This window comes from Micromonospora sp. M61 (assembly GCF_018070245.1).
Lineage (GTDB): Bacteria > Actinomycetota > Actinomycetes > Mycobacteriales > Micromonosporaceae > Micromonospora > Micromonospora zamorensis.
In genome coordinates, this window is sequence record NZ_JAGPYA010000064.1 from 18532 (window position 1) to 38056 (window position 19525).

The following is a 19525-nucleotide window of genomic DNA, read 5'->3' on the forward strand; positions in this document are numbered from 1 at the left end:
GCCTTTCGCTCGCGACTGCGGGGCTCACTCGCTGCGCTCTCTCACTCCGCGCGCTCGCACGTGTCACTGTCCGCCACCGCCCAGCCGGGCGTCCCGAGCGGCGGCCATCCGACTCGGCAGGCCCCACAACTGCACGAAGCCCTTGGCCAGGGACTGGTCGAAGGTGTCGCCGGTGTCGTAGGTGGCCATCCCGAAGTCGTAGAGGCTCGCCTCGGAGCGCCGACCCGTCACGGTGGCCCGGCCGCCGTGCAGGGTCATCCGCACCTCACCGCTCACGTGCCGCTGCGCGTCGTCGATGAACGCGTCCAGCGAGTCCTTCAGCGGCGAGAACCACAGGCCGTCGTAGACCAGCTCGCCCCAGCGCTGGTCGACGCTCCGCTTGAACCGGGCAAGGTCGCGTTCCACGGTCACCGCCTCCAGCTCCTGGTGGGCGGTGATCAGCGCGATCGCGCCGGGTGCCTCGTACACCTCGCGGCTCTTGATTCCGACCAGGCGGTCCTCGACCATGTCGAGCCGGCCGACGCCCTGGGCGCCGGCGCGCCGGTTCAGCTCCAGGATCGCCTGGTACGGGGTGACCGTCTCACCGTCGATCGCCACCGGCACCCCGCCGTCGAAGGTGATCACGACCTCGTCGGCGTCGCGGTCCGACGTCGGGTCGGCAGTGTACGAGTAGAGGTCCTCGACGGGCGCGTTCCAGATGTCCTCCAGGAACCCGGTCTCCACCGCCCGACCCCACAGGTTCTGGTCGATGGAGTAGGGGGACTTGGCCGACACGTCGATCGGCAGCCCCTTCTCCTCGGCGAAGGCGATCGCCTTGTCCCGGGTCCAGGCGAAGTCCCGGGCCGGCGCGATGATCTTCAGGTCGGGGGCGAGCGCGTTCAGGCCCACCTCGAACCGGACCTGGTCGTTGCCCTTGCCGGTGCAGCCGTGCGACACGATCGTGCCGTCGTGCTTGCGCGCCGCCGCCACCAGGTGCTTCACGATCAGCGGCCGGGACAGCGCCGACACCAGCGGGTAGCGGTCCATGTAGAGGGCGTTGGCCCGGATGGCCGGCAGGCAGTAGTCGGCGGCGAACTCGTCGCGCGCGTCGACCACCTCCGACTCGGCGGCACCGCAGTCCAGGGCACGCTGCCGGATCGCGTCGAGGTCCTCGCCGCCCTGACCGACGTCGACCGCGACCGCGATCACCTCGGCACCGGTCTGCTCGGCCAGGTACGGAATGGCGACGGAGGTGTCCAACCCTCCGGAGTACGCGAGCACGACCCGCTCGGTCATGATGCGGTGTTCCCTTCGGCGTTGTCTTCCCGTCGGGCCCAGCCGGCGAGCTTCTCGCCGAGCGCGGCCCCACCGACGGCCTCGCGGGCCACGACGAGGATGGTGTCGTCGCCGGCGATGGTGCCGACGATCTCGGGCAGGCCCGCTCTGTCCAACGCGCTGGCCAGGTACTGGGCTGCGCCCGGCGGGGTACGCAGCACGGCGATGTTGCCGCTGGAATCGACGCCGTTGAGCAGCTCGTGCAGCAGCCGCATCAGCCTGGCCGGCGCCGCCTCGGCGTCGCGCAACGGCCGTTTGCCGTCCTCGGGGATCAGGTAGACGGCCGGGCCGTCGCCGCCGCGCACCTTGACCGCGCCCAACTCCTCCAGGTCCCGCGAGAGGGTGGCCTGGGTGACGCCGACGCCGTCGGAGGCGAGCAGGTCGGCCAGCTCGGTCTGCGACCGGATCGCCTTGTCGCGGATCAGCTCCACGATCCGGGCGTGCCGGGCCGCGCGGGTCAACGGTGCGGTCATCGGGACTCCCCCGTCGCGGTGTCCAGCAGGAAGGTGAGCAGCGCCTTCTGCACGTGCAGGCGGTTCTCCGCCTGGTCGAAGACCGCGCTCTGCGGGCCGTCGAGCACCTCGTCGGTGATCTCCTCACCGCGGTGCGCCGGCAGGCAGTGCAGCACGATCGCGTCCGGTGCGGCCTGGCCGAGCAGCTCCTTGTTGACCTGGTACGGCAGGAACGGCGTGATCCGGTCCAGCCCGTCGGACTCCTGCCCCATCGAGGTCCAGGTGTCGGTGGCGAGCACATCGGCGTCGCGTACCGCCTGGGCCGGGTCGGTCAGCACCCGCACCGACCCGCCGGTCTCGGCGGCGATCCGGGCCGCCGCGTCCACCACGCCCGGGTCGGGCGCGAACCCGGCCGGCCCGGCGACCCGGACGTGCATGCCAGCCATCGCCCCGGCCAGCAGGTACGACTGCGCCATGTTGTTCGCGCTGTCCCCCACGTAGGTCAGGGTGCGACCGGCCGTGCCGCCACACCGCTCCCGGATGGTGAGCAGGTCGGCCAGCAGCTGGCACGGGTGGAAGCCGTCGGTGAGCGCGTTGACAACCGGCACGCTGGCGCCCGCCGCCACCTCGGCGATCCGGTCGTCGCCGTGGGTGCGCAGCACGATCGCCGCGACGTAGCGGGACAGCACCCGCCCCGCGTCGGCGAGGGCCTCGCCCCGGCCGAAGTGGGTGACCTGCGTGTCCACGACCAGCGGGTGCCCACCCAGTTCGGCGATGCCGGCGTCGAACGAGATCCTGGTCCGCAGGCTCTGCTTGTCGAAGAGCACCGCCACCGAGCGGGGGCCGACCAGCGGCCGGTGGCCGAACCGGTCCGCCTTCATCCGCGCCGCCAGGTCGAGGACCGTGGACTGCTCGGCGGGCGAGAGGTCGTCGTCGCGCAGGAAGTGCCGGGTCATCGAGTCGTCCCCGTCGTGGTGGTCAGCGTGGAGGGTTCGCCCGCCGTGCCGGCGGCCGCCGGGGTCGTCGCGTCCAGTGCGGCGGGCAGCGCGGCGAGGAAGGTGTCCACCTGCGCGGCGGTGAGGATCAGTGGCGGGGCCAACCGGAGCACTGTCGGCTGCACCGGGTTGACCAGGAAGCCGGCCTCCCGCAGGGCCTCGGCCAGCACCGCCGCCACCGGCGCGGTGAGCGCCACACCGAGCAGCAGCCCCTCGCCGCGTACGCCGGCGATCAGCGGATGGCCCAGCGACTCGATGCCGCGGCGCAGCCGCTCGCCGACCCGCTTGACGTTGTCGAGCAGGCCCTCGTTGGCGATGGTCGCCACCACGGCGAGCGCCGCCGCGCAGCTGACCGGGTTGCCGCCGAAGGTGGTGCCGTGCGAACCGGGGGTGAGCAGGTCGGCGGCCGGGCCGAAGGCCAGCGTGGCACCGATGGGCAGCCCGCCGCCCAGACCCTTGGCCAGGGTGACCACGTCCGGCTCCACGCCCTCGGCCTGATGCCTGAACCAGTGCCCGGTGCGGCCCATGCCGGTCTGCACCTCGTCGAGGACCAGCAACGCGCCGTGCCGCGCGGTGATCCGCCGGGCTGCGGCCAGGTAACCGGCCGGCGGGACGACCACACCGTTCTCACCCTGGATCGGCTCCAGGATCAGCATCGCGGTGGCGTCGGAGACGGCCGCCTCCAGGGCGGCGACGTCTCCGTAGTCGACGTGGGTCACCTCGCCGGGCAGCGGCCGGAACGGATCGGCCTTGGCCGGCTGACCGGTCAGCGCGAGCGCGCCCATGGTGCGGCCGTGGAAGCCGCCCCCGGTGGCCACCACGTGCGTGCGGCCGGTACGCCGGGAGAGCTTGAACGCCGTCTCGTTCGCCTCCGCGCCCGAGTTGGAGAAGAAGACCCGGCCGGGCCGGCCGGCGAGCGCCAACAGCAGCTCGGCCAGGGCCACCGGCGGCTCCGCGACGAAGAGGTTGGAAACGTGCCCGAGGGTCGCGACCTGCTTCGACACCGCCGCCACCACGGCCGGGTGGGCGTGACCGAGGGCGTTCACCGCGATGCCACCGACCAGGTCCAGGTATTCGCGGCCGGCGTCGTCGACCACCACGGCACCGGCACCGGAGACCAGCGCCAGCGGCGGCGTGCCGTAGTTGTCCATCATGGACTGCTTCCAGCGCTGCGCCAACGTGCTCACGACGCGACCATCCCGTCTCCCGGCACCACCATCGTTCCGAACCCTTCCGAGGTGAAAACCTCAAGCAACGTCGAGTGCGCCACCCGACCGTCGACGACGTGCGCGGCCGGCACTCCCCCACGCACCGCGCGCAGGCAGGCCTCCATCTTCGGCACCATCCCCGACTCCAGACTGGGCAGCAGCTTCGCCAGGTCGTCCGCGGCGATCTCGGAGACCAGGCTGGTCGTGTCCGGCCAGTCCGCGTACAGGCCGGCCACGTCGGTGAGCACGACCAGCTTGCGGGCCCGCAACGCGATCGCGAGCGCGGCGGCGGCGGTGTCCGCGTTGAGGTTGTGCAGCACCCCGTCCACGTCCGGCGCCACAGTGGAGATCACCGGGATCCGACCGGCCTCGATCAGATCGGTCACCGCGGACACGTCGACCGACTCGACGTCACCGACCTGGCCGACGTCGACCGGCAACCCGTCCACGTACGCCGGGCGGCGCACCGCGGTGAACAACCGGGCGTCCTCGCCCGACAGGCCCACGGCGTACGGGCCGTGCGAATTGATCAACCCGACCAGTTCGCGACCGACCTGCCCGACCAGCACCATCCGGACGACGTCCATCGCCTCGGCCGTGGTCACCCGCAGGCCACCCCGAAACTCGCTGGCGATGCCGAGCCGGCCCAGCATGGCGGAGATCTGCGGACCGCCGCCGTGCACCACCACCGGCTTCAGGCCCGCGTAACGCAGAAAGACCATGTCGGCCGCGAACGCCCGCTGCAACTCGGGATCGGTCATCGCGTTGCCGCCGTACTTGACCACGACCGTGGAGCCGGAGAAGCGTGCCAACCAGGGCAGCGCCTCGATCAGCGTCTCCGCCTTGACCTGGGCGCGAGTCAGGTCGCTGCTGAGACTCACCGTGCCGGCCTTTCGTTCGCGACTGCGGGACTCCGCTGCGCTGCGTTCCTCGCGCTCACGTGGAGTACGCCGAGTTCTCGTGCACGTACGCGTGGGACAGGTCGTTGGTCCAGATCGTCGCGGCCGACGTGCCCGCGTGCAGGTCGATCCGGATCGTCACGTCCCGCCCGGTGAGGTCGACCTTCGAGCGGTCCTCGGCGGCCGCGCCGCCCCGGCACACCCACACCCCGTTGACCGCCACGTCCACCTCGTCCGGCTCGAACGCGGCGGCGGTGGTGCCGACGGCGGCGAGGATCCGACCCCAGTTGGGGTCGTTGCCGAACAGCGCGGTCTTGACCAGGTTGTTGCGGGCCACCGAACGGCCCACCTCGACCGCGTCGTCCTCGTCGGCGGCGCCCACCACGTCGATGGCGATCTGCTTGGTCGCCCCCTCGGCGTCGGCCACCAACTGCTGGGCCAGGTCGTGACAGGCCGCGGTGACGGCGGCGGCCAGCTCGGCCGGAGTCGGCTCGATGCCGCTCGCACCGCTGGCCAGCAGCAACACGGTGTCGTTGGTGGACATGCAGCCGTCGGAGTCGACCCGGTCGAAGGTGACCCGGGTCGCCGCGCGCAGCGCGTCGTCCAGCGCCGCCGGCCCGGCCACCGCGTCAGTGGTCAGCACGCAGAGCATGGTGGCCATTCCCGGCGCGAGCATTCCGGCTCCCTTGGCCATGCCGCCGACCGTCCACCCGCTGCCCCGGGCCACTGTGGTCTTCGACCGGGTGTCCGTGGTCATGATCGCCTCGGCGGCGGCCACGCCGCCGTCGCGGGACAACCGCCGGATCGCCGAGCGGACACCGGGCAGCAGCTTCGGCATCGGCAGCCGCTCACCGATCAACCCGGTGGAGCAGACCGCCACCTCACCGGCGCCGAGGATCAACCGTGGGCTGACCGAGGTCAGCGCGGCGGCGGTGTGCTCGGCGGTGGCGTGGGTGTCCTGGAAGCCGGCCGGGCCGGTGCAGGCGTTGGCGCCACCGGAGTTGAGCACCACCGCGCGGACCACACCGCCCTGCACGACCTGCTGGCTCCAGAGCACCGGCGCGGCCTTGACCCGGTTGGTGGTGAAGACACCGGCGACACCGGCGTCCGGGCCGTCGTTGACCACCAGCGCGACGTCCGCGCCACCACTGGCCTTGAGCCCCGCGGCCACTCCGGCCGCGCGGAACCCCCGAGGGGTGGTGACACTCATGGGCTGACTCCCCAGATCGACAGGCCCGTCGTCTCCGGCAGGCCAAGCATGAGGTTGGCGTTCTGCACGGCCTGACCGGCCGCGCCCTTGCCCAGGTTGTCCAGCGCGCTGAGCACGATCAACCGGCCCGAGTCGACGTCGACGGTGGCCTGCAGGTGACACGAGTTGGAGCCCAGCGTGGCGGCCGTGTGCGGCCAGCGGCCCTCCGGCAGCACGTGCACGAACGGCGCGTCGGCGTACGCCTGCGCCAGCACCTGCTGCGGGTCGACACCGCGCGCCGGCACCGCGGTGACCGTGGCCAGGATGCCGCGCGGCATCGGCGCCAGGACGGGCGTGAACGACAGGCCGGTCGCGCCGGATGCCTGCTTGATCTCCGGCACGTGCTGGTGGGTGCCCACCCGGTACGGCGACAGGTCGCCCAGCACCTCGCTGGCCAGCAGATGCGGCTTCGCCGCCCGACCCGCGCCGGAGGTGCCGGAGGCGGCCACGACCACCACGTCGGCGGGGCTGGCCGCACCATCGGCGATCAGCGGCGCGAGCGCCAGGGTGATCGCGGCGGCGTAGCAGCCGGTGTTCGCCACCCGGGTGGAGCCGGCGATCAGCTCCCGCTGACCGGGCAGCTCGGGCAGACCGTAGGTCCACTGCCCGGCGTGCGTGCCGCCGTAGTACTGCGCCCAGGCGTACGGGTCGGCGAGCCGGTGGTCCGCGCCCAGGTCGACGATGCGCACCTCGGCCGGCAACTGGGACGCGAGGGCAGCCGACTCGCCGTGCGGCAGGGCCAGGAAGACCAGGTCCGCGTCGGCGAGCGTCGCCGGGTCGGTCTGACCGAGCACCAGGTCGAGCCCGGTGAGCTGCGGGTGCACCACGTCGACGCGGTGACCGGCCTGGCTGTGCGCGGTGGCGGCGACCAGGTCGAACTCCGGGTGCCCGGCGACCAGGCGCAGCAACTCACCCCCGGCGTAACCGCTCGCACCGGCGACCGCGACTCGGATCCCCATACTCACCTCCGCATGACTATGCAGAGAAGATTAACAAGGGCGACTTACGACTGCAAGTTCATGCAGCCCTCTGCATGGCAATGTACGGCACCGTTGCCGGGGAAACACCTGAGTCAACGTTCAGCTAAATCGTCTGAGGCGGCATTCAATCGACTAGCATGACTTTCTGACGGTGGTGGGCCGGCCTGCCCGGTCCGCGTGGGGGCACCTGACGGAGGACGCGGTGGGGCTGTCATTCGAGATCCTCGGTCCGGTCCGGGTGCGTCGCGACGGGCAGACCCTGCGGGTGCCGGCCGGCCGGCCCACAGCCTTTCTGGTCACCCTCCTGCTCCAGGCCGGCCTGGCGGTCCCGGTCGATCGGCTGCGCGAGGAGCTGTGGGGCAGACGACCCCCGGCCTCGGCCGTGGCCAACCTGCGCAGCCACGCCAGCCAGCTACGCCACCTGCTCGACTCCCCCGACGAACTGCCCCGATTGCCCGCCGAGCACGGTGGGTACCTGCTCCGCGTCGAACCGGGCGAACTGGACGCCACCGAGTTCGAACGACTCGCCACCGACGGCCACGCTGCCCGCATCAGCGGTGAGCCCGAACTGGCCGCCACCCTGCTGAGCCGCGCGCTCGGGCTCTGGTCACCGACCGAACCACCCCCGGCGTACGGGCCGGCGACCGCAGCCGCCTTCGACCGGCTGCGGGAGCGGCGCGCCGGCGCCCGGGAGACGTACGCGGCCTGCCGCCTCGACCTGGGCGACCGGGGCACACCGGAGCTGCTGACCCTGCTGCGCCAGCACCTCGCGGAGCACCCGCTGCGCGAACCGGCGTGGGCGCTGCTGATGACCGCGCTGCATCGCGCCGGCGACCATGCCGGCGTGGTGCAGACCTACCAGGCGGCCTGCCGGGCACTCGACGGCGAACTGGGCGTGGCTCCCGGGCCCGAGCTGACCGAGCTGTACCGCTCGGTGCGCCGCCAGGAGCGCCGGACGGCGGTCCCGACCCGGCGGCCAGGCGGCACACCGCCCCGGCATCGCGCCGTCGCGTCGCGGGTGCCGCACGAGCTGCCGTGCCCCGCCGCGTCGTTCGTCGGCCGCCGGGCAGAGCTGGCCCGGCTGTGCCAGGCGCTGGTCGACGCCCGGCGGCAACCGGTCACCGTGGCCGTCTACGGCATGGCGGGCACCGGCAAGTCGGCACTGGCGCTGCGTGCCGCGGCGGCGGCGCTGGACGCCTTCCCGGACGGCCAGCTCCACCTCGATCTCGGCGGGTCGGTCGCGGACGCCCCACCCCTGCCGTTGCAGGTCGCCACCCGGGTGCTCCGGGCCCTGTACCCGGGCGCCGACGAACCGGAGCCGACCAGCGTCGCCGAGGCGCGCGCCCGGGTCCGGTCCCTGCTGTTCGACCGACGGGTGCTGCTGGTGCTCGACAACGCCGCCGACGCCGCCCAGGTCGACGGCCTACTGCCGGTCCGCGGCGGGTGCGCGCTGCTGGTCACCAGCCGCAACCCGGTCACCACCGGCGACGCCCCCGGCCTGCGGCTCGACCCGCTTCCCGCCGCCGACGCGCTGGCGATGCTGCGGGCCACCGCCGGAGATCGGACGGTGGACGCGGAGCCGGAGGCGGCCTCGGCGGTGGTCAACCTCTGCGAGCGGCTGCCGCTCGCATTGCGCACCGCGGCCGGCCGGCTGACCGAGGGACCGCACTGGTCGCTGACGCGGTTGGCGCTGTTGCTGCGCGACGAGCGGTACCGGCTCGCCGAGACCGGTCTCGGGCCCCGGCTCAGCGCCAGCTACCACCGGCTCGGGTCGGCCGCGCCGGTCTTCCTCCGGCTCGGCCGAGCCCACCCCGGGCCGGTCACCGCCGAACTGGCCGCCATGCTGAGCGGGGCTCCGCCCGAGGACGCGGCGCGGGCACTGGACCGGCTGGTCGCCGCGCAGCTCGCCGAGCCGGCCGGACCGGGCCGGTTCCACATCGGCGAACTCGTCCGGCTCTACGCCGCCGAACTCGCCGCCACCGAGGCGAGCGGTGACCTGGCCGGTCAGACGGGTGCCGGGGCGTCCTCCCGGTAACCGCGGGCCTGCAGGCCGAACAACCGGGCGTACCGGCCTGCGGCGGCGAGCAGCTCCCGGTGGTCACCCCGCTCGACGACCCGACCGTCGGCGAGCACCACGATCGTGTCCGCGTCGCGCACCGAGTTGAGCCGGTGCGAGATGAGCAGACTGGTCCGACCCCGGCGCAGCTCACCCAACCGGCGGTGCAGGTCGTGCTCGGCCTCGGCGTCCAGGCCGGAGCTGGGCTCGTCCAGAATCAGCAGGTCCCGCTCGGCCCGCAGGAACCCCCGGGCAAGCGCCACCCGTTGCCACTGACCGCCGGAGAGCACCACCCCGGCCTGCGGGTCGTCCCGGTCCGGGCCGTCGAAGAAGATCCGGGTCAGCAGGGTGTCGTAGCCGCGGGGCAGCGCGGTCAACGTGTCGTCGATGCCCGCATGCCGGGCGGCGGTTCGCAGCCGCTCCGGGTCCTCGCGCGCGCCCAGGTCACCCAACGCGATGTTCTCCGCCGCGCTGAGGTCGTACGGCATGAAGTCCTGGAACACCGCCCCCAGCCGCTCGCGCAGCTCCGCCGGATCGAACTCGCGCAGGTCGACCCCGTCCCACCGGATGCTGCCGCGCTCCGGGTCGTAGAAGCGGCAGAGGAGCTTGACCAGGGTGCTCTTGCCGGCGCCGTTCAGCCCCACCAGAGCGGTCGTGGCCCCGGCGCGCAGGTGCAGGTCCACACCCCGCAGCACCCACGGATGCTGCGGCGAGTAGCGGAACCACACATCGCGCAGCTCGATGCCCTCGGTCAACGGTGGCACCGGCCGGGGGGTGGCCGGAACCGGCAGGTCCGTCTCGACGTGCGCCACCTGGTCGTAGTGCTCGAAGAGCAGCAGCGCCTGGTGGATCGCGCCGAGCTGGACGACCAGGCTGCCCAGCGCACCCTGCACCCCCGGGATCGCGGCCAGGAAGATCACCACGTCGCCGGGGCTGAGCCCGCCCGCGCGGGCGACCGAGACGGTGTAGACCACCCCGATGCCCGCCACCGTCGCGCCGAGCAGGCCGAGCACCGCCTGGGCGCGCACCTCCCGGCGGTCCAGTTTCTGCTCCACCCGGTGCAGGTCGTGCAGCTCATCGAGCATCCGGTCGCCGAAGAACCGGCCCAGACCGAACAGGCGCACCTCCTTGGCCGCCGGCACACCCACCAGCAGCTGGGCGAAGAACAGGTCCCGCCGTTGGAAGTGCTCCATCCGCAGCACCATCGCCGCGCGGGCCCGGTTGAGCCGTAGCTGCATCCAGAGTGTGGGCAGCGCGGCGAGCAGCACCAACGCCCCGATCAGCGGGTTGAGCATCAACAGGACGCCGAGGAACCCCGTCATCGCCAGTGCGCTCTGCACCGCGCCGAACGTGTTGCCGGTCAGCTGGGTGGGACCGAGGTGACCGGTCTGCTGGGCGGCCTGCAACCGGTCCTGGAACTCCGGATCCTCCAACCGCACCAGCCCGACGAGCCGCTGCACCGCGTCGTAGAGGCGGCGGCGCACCAGCCGCGACACCGCCCGCGACCGCTGCGCCGCCACGTAGGTGCGCAGGTGCGGCAGGACCGTGCCGAGCGCGGCGGCCATGGCGAGGCCGGCGGCGAGCGCGGTCAGCGGCACGCCGGCCGAGCCGCCACCGGTGAGCCGGTCCAGCACGAGCTTGGTAAGCGCCGCCACGAGGACCGGGGTCAAACCGGCCAGCACGGCGAGCAGCAGGTCCGTCGTAGTGCCCCCCGGGGCGGCCCGCCAGGTCAGCCCCAGTGCCGACCGGGCGTGCCGGGCAGCCTGCCGCGGTGCCAGCCGGGGGCCGCTCACCGAGCCACCGGCAGGTCCAACCGGGCGATGCCGAACGCCGTCGACGCCACGATGCCGCGCTCGTCGAGCAGGCCGAACGCCGGGAACCCCTTGACCCCGAACGCCAGCGGAAGCGCGCCGGTGCCCGGCTCCACGAAGACGGTCGCCAGGCCGGCGAACCGCTCCGCGTACGGCTGGGTCTCCGGACCCTTCCCGACCACCACGATCCAGACGTGCTCCGCGCCGCCGGGCATCGTCCTTGCCCGGTCGACGAGCACCGGCAACTGCTCCTCGCAGTGCTCACAGCTCGGCGAGAGGAACGCCACCAGGGTCATCGGCGGCAGATCGGCGCGCGCGAACACGCGACCGTCCACAGTGGTCGACGCGAAGTCACCGGGGATCGAACCCACCTCCAGCATCACCGCCGGTGGTTGGCCCTGCTGGTCGCTGAGCAGGTCGGAGTGCTCGCGCAGCCGACGGACCACACCGAGCAGCAGGACCAGGTTGAGCAGGCCGAGAGCGGCGACGAGGACGACGGCGACGGTCAACAGCGCCATGAGGGCTCCTTCGGGGTGCGGGGATACGAACCGGGGTCAGTGCCGACCGGCCGGACGGGACTGCCGCGGCGACGTGGGGGCGAACAGGGCGACCAGGTCGTCGAGCCGGACCACCACTGCGGCGAGGGGAACCGCCACACCGATGGCGACCAGGACGGCCGACGCGGACGGCGGCGGCCCGGTGGCGCTGGCCCAGCCGAACAGGCCGAGCAGCGCCACCGCGGCGAGGGCGAGGTTGCGCCCGACGTGCCGGGGCCCGACCGGCGCGTCGGCGGCGCCGAAGCAGCGGCAGGCCGGCCGGGCACCCCGACGCAACGCCCCGACGATCGCGGCGGTGAGCACACCGAGCAGCCCGACGGCGAGCACCAGCCCGACGGGCACGGTCCGGGGGACGGCGAGCAGCACCACCACGGCAGCCTCGGCGACCACCGCGACGCGGGCAGCGGGCACGGTCCAGCGGTCGGGCACGCCGAACTGGCCGACCGACCCGACGAAGGCGGCGAAACCCGCCCGGGTCCGCAGCTTGCCGACGACCGCGGCGAGGAACACCAGCGCCAGCAGCAGCCGTGCGGTCAGTTCCAGGGCTCGCATCCGTACGCACCTCCCATTGCCGGGAGGCCCACGCTAGAAGTGGCGGATACATCGCGGATACATCGGCTGTTGCCGACCTCCGGCTCGGCTGTACCGGCGGTGTACCGACCCGCCGTAGCGTCCCGGCAACGATCCGTATCGAGGGGAGGTGAACGGATGTTCCGTCGACTGGAGAACCTGGGCGAGCGGATGCTCGGCGTGTTCGTACCCAAGGTGACGGCAGCCGCCGGCTGTCCGCCGGACCCGTACTGCGCGCTGTGTGGGACGTGCTACTTCAAGCGGTGCAGCACGAGCCTGGGCTGCAAGACGACCTGCGGAAGCTGCGGCTACTACTGCAGCGCGGGCGCGAGCACGATGAGCGCTCTCTGCTGAGGCGCTGACGGCGTGCCACCTGGCCCGGGCCGGGTGGCACGCCGTTCCGCGTGCCACCCGCGCCGACGGTCAGTCCGCGCGCGGTCGCGGCCGGACCACCACGCCGAGCACGTCCGGCTCCGGGATGTAGCCGCACTCACGGGAGTCGTAGCTCTGCGACGGGTTGTCGCCGAGCACCACCAGCCGGCCGGCCGGCACCACCTGCTCGCCGCCACGGCGCAGCAGCGGCACCCGGTCCACCGGCACCGGGTCACCGGGCACCGCGTACGCCCGCTTGATCAGCAGGCCGGGCGTGCCCGTCGCGTCGGGGCGGGTGGGTCGCCCGGCGGTCATCTCCGCCGGGGCGACCACCACGACGACGTCACCGGGCCGGATCCGGGCCAGCGGCACGCGCCGGGCCAGCACCCGGTCACCGGAGCGCAGCGTCGGCTCCATGCTGCGCCCCACGACCGCGACCAGCAGCAGGTGCCGGCGGGCCCAGATCAGGGCGGCGGTGGCCACCGCGAACACGGCGGCCACCGCGAGCCATCCCAGCACCGGCACCGCTCAGGCGCCGCGCAGGGTGGCGCCGAGCCGCTCCGTCGCGACGGCGACCGCCGCGTCCCGTGCCGCGACCGCCTCCTCGACCGTGAGCGTCCGGTCCGGTGCCCGGAAGGTGAGCTTGTACGCCAACGAGCGGCGACCGTCACCGAGCTGCGCGCCGGAGTACACGTCGAACAGCCGCACGTCCTCCAGCAGCTCACCGGCGCCCGCCTCCAGCGCACGGCGCACCTGCTCCGCCGGCACCGAGTCGTCCACCACCAGGGCCACGTCGATCAGCGCCGGCGGGAAGCCGGACACCGTCGGCGCGGGCGTCACCGGGGTCGGCGGCAGCGTGTCGAGGTCCAGCTCCATCGCGCAGGTGCGCCGGGGCAGCTCCAGCGCCGCGACGACCACCGGGTGCAGCTCACCGGCGTGCCCGACGACCGCGCCGTCGACCCGCAGCTCGGCGCAGCGGCCCGGGTGCCACGGTGCGTACTCGGCCGCCCGCACCTCGACCCGCTCGCCGGGGATCCCGGCGGCGTCGAGCACGTCACGGGCCGCCTCGATCGCGTCCGCCCAGCCGGCCGGTCGACCCGCACCCCACCAACCGGCGGGGTCGAGGTCGCCGGCGAGCACCACCGCGACGTGCACCGGCTGCGCCGGCACCACCGCGTCGGCGGCCGCGAACTCCGCGTCGGTGGGACGCCGGTCCACGCCCATCGCCGGCGGGCTGCCGGCGCCGACGCGCGGGTGGAAGACCGCGCCGATCTCGTAGAGGGCGAGGTCGCGGTGACCTCGACCGAGGTTGCGCTTGAGGATGCCGAGCAGCGGGCCGAGCAGCGTGGTGCGCAGCAGCGGCTCCTCCTCGGACAACGGGTTGGCCAGCCGCACCGCGGGGCGACGCGGGTCGTCGGCCGCCAGGCCGAGCTGGTCGGCCAGCTCCGGCGACACGAAGGGGTGCGCGAGCACCTCCACGTACCCCCGCTCAGCGAGGGACCCGGCGACCGCCCGGCGCCGACGTTGCCGCGGGGTCAGGCCGCGACCGGGAGGCGCGGTCGGCAGCACCGACGGCACCCGGTCGTACCCGTCGAGGCGGACCACCTCCTCGACCAGGTCGGCCGGGTCGGTCAGGTCGGGCCGCCAGGTCGGCGGGGTGACACTCAGCGCCGTCCCGGCGCCGCTGGCCACACCGACCGCGCCCGGGTCCTCGGACAACCGGTCCACGCCCTGCGCGACGGTGCAGCCCACCCGCTCCAGCAGGGCCACCACCCGCGCCGGCGGGTACTCCACACCGACCCGCCGGGTGGGCAGGTCCGCCGGCAGGGTGATCGGGGTACGCGGACGGACGTGGTCGATGTCCAGGACCTCCGCGCCCGGGGTGCCCCCGCCGTGCTCGGTGAGCAGCCGCACGGCACGTTCCAACGCGACCAGCGCCACGGCCGGGTCGACGCCCCGCTCCCAGCGCTTCGCGGCCTCGCTGAACAGCTTGTGCCGGCGGGCCGTACGCCCGACCATCGCCGGGTCCCAGTGCGCCGCCTCGAAGAGCACTGTGGTGGTGTCGGCGACGACCTCGCTGGTCTCGCCGCCCATCACGGCCGCGAGGGAGATCGGCCCCGTGTCGTCGCAGATGACCATGTCGTCGGCGGTGAGCACCCGGTTGACACCGTCCAGGGTGGTCAGCTTCTCCCCCGCCTCGGCGCGGCGGACCACCAGCGGCCCGACGACCCGGTCGGCGTCGAAGGCGTGCATCGGCTGGCCCAGCTCCAACATCACGTAGTTGGTGATGTCCACCGGCAACGAGATGCTGCGGATGCCGGCGGTGACCAGCCGCTGCTGCATCCACGACGGGGTGGGCGCGCTCGGGTCGACGCCCCGGACCAGGCGAGCGGTGAACCGGTCGCAGCCGACAGTGTCGCGGACCTCCACCGGGTACGCGGGTGTCTCGGTGCCGCTCGGCGCGGGCGCCAGAGCCGGGTCGTGCAGCGGCACGTCGAACGCGTGCGACAGCTCCCGGGCCAGACCCCGCAGGCTCAGCGCGTACCCCCGGTCGGGGGTGATCTCCAGATCGAGCACGACGTCGTCGAGGCCGACCACCGGGCGCGCGTCGTCGCCCGGCTTGGCCGTCACGTCCGGCCCCAGCACGATGATGCCGGAGTGGTCGTCGCCGAGACCCAGCTCCTTCGCCGAGCAGATCATGCCCGCAGAGTTGTGCCCGTACGTCTTGCGGGCGCCGATCGCGAACCCGCCGGGCAGCACACCGCCGGGCAGGATCACGACCACGCGGTCACCGACGGCGAAGTTGCGCGCCCCGCAGACGATCTCCTGCGGCTCCCCGGTGCCGTTGGCGTCACCCACGTCGACCCGGCAGAACCGGATCGGCTTCTTGAAGCCGGTGAGCTCCTCGATCTCGCGGACCTCACCGACGACGAGCTGACCGGTGACGGAGGCGGCCAGGTCCACCACGGACTCGACCTCGATGCCGAGGTCGACCAGTGCCTGCTCCAGGTCACCGGTGGGCAGGTCGGCGGGGAGGTCGACGTACTCCCGCAGCCAACTGACAGAAACTCGCATGACTTCAGACCACCGTTCCCGTGTCTCGTACCCGCATCGCCTACGCCCCGGTCCCGAGCGCGCGGCTGAACCGCACGTCGCCCTCGAAGAGGTGGCGGATGTCGCTGACCCCGTGCCGGACCATCAGGGTCCGGTCGATGCCCATGCCGAAGGCGAATCCGGAGTAGACCTCCGGGTCGACGCCGCAGGCGCGCAGCACCCGCGGGTTGACCATGCCGCAGCCGCCCCACTCGACCCACTGCGGGCCGTCGCGGTGCTCCGGGAACCACACGTCGAACTCCGCCGACGGCTCCGTGAACGGGAAGTAGTGCGGCCGCCACCGCGTCTTCGCCTCCGGCCCGAACATCGCCCGGGCGAAGTGGTCGAGCGTGCCCCGCAGGTGCGCCATCGTGATGCCCTTGTCGACCACCAGACCCTCGGCCTGGTGGAACACCGGGCTGTGCGTGGCGTCGATCTCGTCGGTGCGGTAGACGCGGCCGGGCACGATCACGTAGATCGGCGGCTTGCGGCTGAGCATGGTGCGGGTCTGCACCGTCGAGGTGTGCGTACGCAGCACCAGGCCGGAGCCCTCCGGTGCGATGTGGAACGTGTCCATCAACCCGCGCGCCGGATGGTCGGCGGGGATGTTCAACGCGTCGAAGTTGACCCACTCCAGGTCGACCTCGGGCCCCTCGGCCACCTCGTAGCCCATCCCGACGAACAGGTCGCTGATCGACTCCATCAGGACGCTCAGCGGGTGGCGGGCGCCCCGGGGACGCCGGTTGAAGGGCAGGGTGACGTCCACCCGCTCCTCGACCAGCACCCGCTGGGCCTGCTCGCGCTCCAGCACCTCGGCGCGGTCGGCGTACGCGGTCTCGATCGCCCGGCGGGCCTCGTTGACCCGCTTGCCGGCGTCGGACTTCGCGGCCGGCGGCAACGCGCCGATCTCGCGGCGGGCCAGCGAGACCGGTGACCGGTCACCGAGATGCACCGAGCGCAGCGCGGTCAACGCGTCCGGGTCGGCGGCGGCCGTGAACGCCTTCGTGGCGTCCGCGACAGCCTCGTCCAGGGCGGCGGGGTCGAGCAGGGCGACCTGCTTCGGGTCGTACGGATCGTTGCGGTAGCTCATGGCGTACGGGCACTCCCTCACGGCGGCGCCAGCCCTCACCGGGGGCGGCTAAGCGAGTCTACGGACGCGCGGCTGTGCCGCAGCCCGCCGGTAGGAGTTGTGCAGGGAGCAGGTCAGGCCCGCCGCCCGCCGACACCGGCGGGCTGGCTAAACGAACGCCGTGTCGCGTTCATGGGCGGACGCTCTCCCCTGCTGTCAGTCGCGCCGGGCACGATCACCCTCAGCGCTGTGCTCTCGCTGAAGCGTACAGGCACACCGCCGCTGCGGCAGCCAGGTTGAGGCTCTCCGCGCGCCCGTACAACGGCACCCGCACCCGGGCGTCGGCGGCGGAAGCCAACTCCTCGGGCAGGCCGTGCGCCTCCGAGCCGAACAGCCATGCGGTGGGCCCGACGAGCCGCCCGTAGTCGGTCATGTCGTCGAGGTCGCTGTCGCCGTACCCCGTGGTGGCGAAGATCGACAGCCCGGCGGCGCGCAGCGCGTCGACCACCTGGGCGGGGTCGGCGGCGCGCACCACGTCGAGGTGGAAGAGGCTGCCGGCGGAGGCGCGTACACACTTGCCGTTGTACGGGTCGACGGCCTCGCCGGCGAAGACGACCGCGCCCGCCCCGGCCGCGTCGGCGGTGCGCAGCACCGTGCCGGCGTTGCCCGGGTCACGGATCTCGGCGAGCACCGCCACGAGCCGGGGCGCACCCGCGAGGGCCTGCTCCAGCGACACGTCGAGGTGCCGGCAGACGGCGACCAGTCCCTGCGGGGCGACGGTCTCGGTCAGCGCGGCGAGGGCCTCGTCGGTGACCTCGGAGACGGGCACGTCGGCGCGGGCCGCCGTGGCGGCCAGATCCGGGTGCCGGTCGAGGGCGGCGGTCGTACCGAACAGCTCGGTGACCACCTCCGGCCGCGCGAGGGCCTCGCGGACCGCCTGTGGGCCCTCGGCCAGGAACTGGCCGGTGGCGTCGCGGTCCCGGCGGCGTTGCAACCGCCGGGCGGCGACAACCCTGGGGGTACGCGGGGTGAAAGCCATGGTGTGCGCTCCTCCGGCACGATTGAGGCGCCCCCCGGACGGCGGTGCCGACACGGGAGACGCCTCGTTCTGGTGCGTGGGGATCAGGCGGCCTGAGCCGCCGCGCCGCCGGTGCCCTCGGCCGTGACCGCGGCCCGGGCCAGCTCGACGATCGCCGCGAAAGAGGCGGCGTCGTTGACAGCCATGTCGGCCAGGATCTTGCGGTCGACCTCGATGCCGGCCAGACGCATGCCCTGGATCAGGCGGTTGTAGGTCATCCCGTTCGCCCGGGCGCCCGCGTTGATCCGCTGGATCCACAGCTGCCGGAAGTCGCCCTTGCGGTCGCGACGGTCCCGGTAGGCGTACTGCATCGAGTGCAGCACCTGCTCCTTGGCCTTGCGGTACAGCCGGGAGCGCTGACCGCGGTAACCACTCGCGGACTCCAGCAGGGTACGACGCTTCTTCTGGGCGTTTACAGCCCGCTTGACGCGTGCCATCTCAACTCCTTATTACGTAAAGGTGGCGCGCGTCAGCGGCCGAGCAGCTTCTTGATGCGCTTGACGTCGGCCTTGGCCAGCACGACCGTGCCGGTCAGCCGGCGGGTCTGGGTGGAGGGCTTCTTCTCCAGGTTGTGACGGAGGCCGGCCTGCTGGGCAACGATCTTGCCCTTGCCGGTCACCTTGACCCGCTTACCCATACCCGTGTGGCTCTTCATCTTCGGCATGTGGAACGTCTCTCCCCTGTTACTCGCCGCTGGTATCGGCGGCGAGGCCGGTGTCACCGGCTGCTGCGGTCTCGCCGACCGCTGCGGTCTCATCGGCTTCCGGAGCGGCGGACTCGTCCCCTGCCCGGTCCCGAGGTCCACCGCGGGACGCCGTGGCGGCGACCGCGGAGGCCTTGACGGCCCGATGCGGAGCGAGAACCATGATCATGTTTCGGCCGTCCTGCTTCGGAGCGGCCTCGACGTATCCCAGTTCCGTGATCTCGGATTCGAGTCGACGCAGGAGCCGGTAACCCAGCTCCGGACGACTCTGCTCGCGACCGCGGAACATGATCGTCACCTTGACCTTGTCGCCCGCCTTGAGGAACCGCACCACGTGACCCTTCTTGGTCTCGTAGTCGTGCGGGTCGATCTTCGGTCGAAGCTTCATTTCCTTGATGACGGTCTGCTGCTGGTTACGCCGCGCTTCGCGCGCCTTGAGTGCGCTCTCATACTTGAACTTGCCGAAGTCCATGAGCTTGCACACCGGCGGGCGCGCCATCGGCGCAACCTCGACCAGGTCCAGATCGACGTCCGCGGCCAGCTGAAGAGCGCGCTCCAGCGGGACGATGCCCACCTGCTCACCCTCTGGGCCGACCAGTCGGACCTCACGTGCCCGGATCTGCTCGTTCACGCGTGGTTCGACGCTGATGGGGCCTCCTCGAGTCGCTTCTGCTCAGTGCCGACCCCCGCGGCCCCCGGATGGGAACCAACCCGAAAAGCAGAAGGCCCCGGCGCATGCCAGGGCCCGCTCGACCGGTCAGCACGATCACAGGATCGCGCATCCGGCGCCGGGACATGCCCGGAACCGGTGACCGGACCCGGCCACCGTAGCGGCGACTCGGGTGGGAGCAGGCGCTCCGCTTTCAAAGGCTGTCTGCTCGCACGCGGAGACAGCCTGGTCGACTCGACAACACTACACCGGCGCCCCGTCCGCCCCCAAACCGGGCACCACCTGAGGGTCAAGGCCCTGCCCGTGCTGGCCGTGCTGGCCGCCCCGCCCCGGTCGTGCCGGTCGTGCCGGTCGTGCCGGTCGTGCCGGTCGTGCCGGTCGTGCCGGTCGTGCCGGTCGTGCCGGTCGTGCCGGTCGTGCCGGTCGTGCCGGTCGTGCCGGGCGTGCCG

Annotated in this window: 19 protein-coding genes; 2 read left to right on the forward strand and 17 right to left on the reverse strand. The window is 73.0% G+C overall.

The annotated features are described in order from the left end of the window. Positions 1-63 precede the first annotated feature (63 nt). Genes KBX34_RS27625 through argC form a run of 7 tightly spaced genes read right to left on the reverse strand, consistent with a single transcriptional unit; the run spans position 64 to position 7076 of the window. Positions 64-1275, reverse strand: a complete 1212-nt coding sequence (locus KBX34_RS27625; RefSeq protein ID WP_210927828.1) for an argininosuccinate synthase — start codon at positions 1273-1275, stop codon at positions 64-66. After that, positions 1272-1787 (reverse strand): arginine repressor, encoded by a 516-nt coding sequence (locus tag KBX34_RS27630; RefSeq protein WP_088947500.1) that lies wholly within the window; start codon positions 1785-1787, stop codon positions 1272-1274. The genes KBX34_RS27625 and KBX34_RS27630 overlap by 4 nt, the downstream gene beginning before the upstream one ends. Beyond that, entirely contained in the window at positions 1784-2722 is a 939-nt protein-coding gene (gene argF / locus KBX34_RS27635; RefSeq protein WP_088947499.1) for an ornithine carbamoyltransferase, read from the reverse strand. Before argF ends, KBX34_RS27630 begins: the two co-directional genes overlap by 4 nt. Next, the gene (locus KBX34_RS27640; RefSeq protein WP_210927830.1) at positions 2719-3948 is read right to left on the reverse strand and encodes an acetylornithine transaminase; all 1230 of its coding nucleotides are present in this window, start codon (positions 3946-3948) and stop codon (positions 2719-2721) included. The genes argF and KBX34_RS27640 overlap by 4 nt, the downstream gene beginning before the upstream one ends. Continuing rightward, positions 3945-4850, reverse strand: a complete 906-nt coding sequence (gene argB, locus KBX34_RS27645; RefSeq protein WP_210792993.1) for an acetylglutamate kinase — start codon at positions 4848-4850, stop codon at positions 3945-3947. The genes KBX34_RS27640 and argB overlap by 4 nt, the downstream gene beginning before the upstream one ends. Before the next feature lie 55 nt (positions 4851-4905). Further along, on the reverse strand, positions 4906-6078 hold the full coding sequence (gene argJ / locus KBX34_RS27650; protein WP_210927832.1) for a bifunctional glutamate N-acetyltransferase/amino-acid acetyltransferase ArgJ: 1173 nt from the start codon (positions 6076-6078) through the stop codon (positions 4906-4908). Further along, complete coding sequence (gene argC, locus KBX34_RS27655) at positions 6075-7076, reverse strand: N-acetyl-gamma-glutamyl-phosphate reductase (RefSeq protein WP_088947495.1); 1002 nt, start codon at positions 7074-7076, stop codon at positions 6075-6077. The genes argJ and argC overlap by 4 nt, the downstream gene beginning before the upstream one ends. A gap of 223 nt (positions 7077-7299) precedes the next feature. Here argC and KBX34_RS27660 point away from each other — a divergent pair, with 223 nt between their 5' ends. Next, positions 7300-9132 carry a BTAD domain-containing putative transcriptional regulator gene (locus tag KBX34_RS27660; RefSeq protein WP_210927834.1) on the forward strand — a complete coding sequence of 611 codons (1833 nt, stop codon included), beginning with the start codon at positions 7300-7302 and terminating at the stop codon, positions 9130-9132. Here KBX34_RS27660 and KBX34_RS27665 read toward each other — a convergent pair. From KBX34_RS27665 to KBX34_RS27675, 3 genes are read right to left on the reverse strand one after another with little or no spacing between them, the layout of a single operon-like run. Further along, positions 9102-10946 (reverse strand): ABC transporter ATP-binding protein, encoded by a 1845-nt coding sequence (locus KBX34_RS27665; RefSeq protein ID WP_210927836.1) that lies wholly within the window; start codon positions 10944-10946, stop codon positions 9102-9104. The genes KBX34_RS27660 and KBX34_RS27665 overlap by 31 nt on opposite strands. Then, complete coding sequence (locus KBX34_RS27670; protein WP_210927838.1) at positions 10943-11482, reverse strand: hypothetical protein; 540 nt, start codon at positions 11480-11482, stop codon at positions 10943-10945. The genes KBX34_RS27665 and KBX34_RS27670 overlap by 4 nt, the downstream gene beginning before the upstream one ends. 36 nt (positions 11483-11518) lie before the next feature. Beyond that, positions 11519-12073 (reverse strand): MauE/DoxX family redox-associated membrane protein, encoded by a 555-nt coding sequence (locus KBX34_RS27675; RefSeq protein ID WP_210927840.1) that lies wholly within the window; start codon positions 12071-12073, stop codon positions 11519-11521. Between the two features lie 156 nt (positions 12074-12229). Here KBX34_RS27675 and KBX34_RS27680 point away from each other — a divergent pair, with 156 nt between their 5' ends. Continuing rightward, on the forward strand, positions 12230-12445 hold the full coding sequence (locus tag KBX34_RS27680; RefSeq protein WP_210927842.1) for a hypothetical protein: 216 nt from the start codon (positions 12230-12232) through the stop codon (positions 12443-12445). Positions 12446-12514: 69 nt separating this feature from the next. On the opposite strand, the gene KBX34_RS27685 is transcribed toward KBX34_RS27680, so the two are convergent. From KBX34_RS27685 to infC, 7 genes are all read right to left on the reverse strand, one after another. Then, a complete protein-coding gene (locus KBX34_RS27685) occupies positions 12515-12982 on the reverse strand; it encodes a S26 family signal peptidase (protein WP_231927320.1) in 468 nt (155 codons plus the stop codon). Positions 12983-12991: 9 nt separating this feature from the next. Continuing rightward, positions 12992-15538, reverse strand: a complete 2547-nt coding sequence (gene pheT / locus KBX34_RS27690; RefSeq protein ID WP_210927844.1) for a phenylalanine--tRNA ligase subunit beta — start codon at positions 15536-15538, stop codon at positions 12992-12994. A gap of 40 nt (positions 15539-15578) precedes the next feature. Continuing rightward, entirely contained in the window at positions 15579-16646 is a 1068-nt protein-coding gene (gene pheS / locus KBX34_RS27695; RefSeq protein WP_088947488.1) for a phenylalanine--tRNA ligase subunit alpha, read from the reverse strand. Positions 16647-16866: 220 nt separating this feature from the next. Further along, positions 16867-17664, reverse strand: a complete 798-nt coding sequence (locus KBX34_RS27700; protein ID WP_088947487.1) for an RNA methyltransferase — start codon at positions 17662-17664, stop codon at positions 16867-16869. An 83-nt stretch (positions 17665-17747) separates the two neighbouring features. Continuing rightward, entirely contained in the window at positions 17748-18140 is a 393-nt protein-coding gene (gene rplT, locus KBX34_RS27705; protein WP_088947486.1) for a 50S ribosomal protein L20, read from the reverse strand. Positions 18141-18172: 32 nt separating this feature from the next. Then, positions 18173-18367 (reverse strand): 50S ribosomal protein L35, encoded by a 195-nt coding sequence (gene rpmI, locus KBX34_RS27710; protein WP_007458415.1) that lies wholly within the window; start codon positions 18365-18367, stop codon positions 18173-18175. 19 nt (positions 18368-18386) lie between these two features. Continuing rightward, on the reverse strand, positions 18387-19037 hold the full coding sequence (gene infC / locus KBX34_RS27715; RefSeq protein WP_088947485.1) for a translation initiation factor IF-3: 651 nt from the start codon (positions 19035-19037) through the stop codon (positions 18387-18389). Between the last annotated feature and the right edge of the window lie 488 nt (positions 19038-19525).

Coding starts and splice junctions, on each gene's coding strand:
- pheS (WP_088947488.1), bottom strand. CDS start 16,646: ATGAGCTACCGCAACGATCCGTACGACCCGAAGCAGGTCGCCCTGCTC.
- argC (WP_088947495.1), bottom strand. CDS start 7,076: ATGGGGATCCGAGTCGCGGTCGCCGGTGCGAGCGGTTACGCCGGGGGT.
- KBX34_RS27680 (WP_210927842.1), top strand. CDS start 12,230: ATGTTCCGTCGACTGGAGAACCTGGGCGAGCGGATGCTCGGCGTGTTC.
- argJ (WP_210927832.1), bottom strand. CDS start 6,078: ATGAGTGTCACCACCCCTCGGGGGTTCCGCGCGGCCGGAGTGGCCGCG.
- KBX34_RS27625 (WP_210927828.1), bottom strand. CDS start 1,275: ATGACCGAGCGGGTCGTGCTCGCGTACTCCGGAGGGTTGGACACCTCC.
- rplT (WP_088947486.1), bottom strand. CDS start 18,140: ATGGCACGCGTCAAGCGGGCTGTAAACGCCCAGAAGAAGCGTCGTACC.
- KBX34_RS27675 (WP_210927840.1), bottom strand. CDS start 12,073: ATGCGAGCCCTGGAACTGACCGCACGGCTGCTGCTGGCGCTGGTGTTC.
- KBX34_RS27670 (WP_210927838.1), bottom strand. CDS start 11,482: ATGGCGCTGTTGACCGTCGCCGTCGTCCTCGTCGCCGCTCTCGGCCTG.
- KBX34_RS27630 (WP_088947500.1), bottom strand. CDS start 1,787: ATGACCGCACCGTTGACCCGCGCGGCCCGGCACGCCCGGATCGTGGAG.
- pheT (WP_210927844.1), bottom strand. CDS start 15,538: ATGCGAGTTTCTGTCAGTTGGCTGCGGGAGTACGTCGACCTCCCCGCC.
- argF (WP_088947499.1), bottom strand. CDS start 2,722: ATGACCCGGCACTTCCTGCGCGACGACGACCTCTCGCCCGCCGAGCAG.
- KBX34_RS27700 (WP_088947487.1), bottom strand. CDS start 17,664: ATGGCTTTCACCCCGCGTACCCCCAGGGTTGTCGCCGCCCGGCGGTTG.
- rpmI (WP_007458415.1), bottom strand. CDS start 18,367: ATGCCGAAGATGAAGAGCCACACGGGTATGGGTAAGCGGGTCAAGGTG.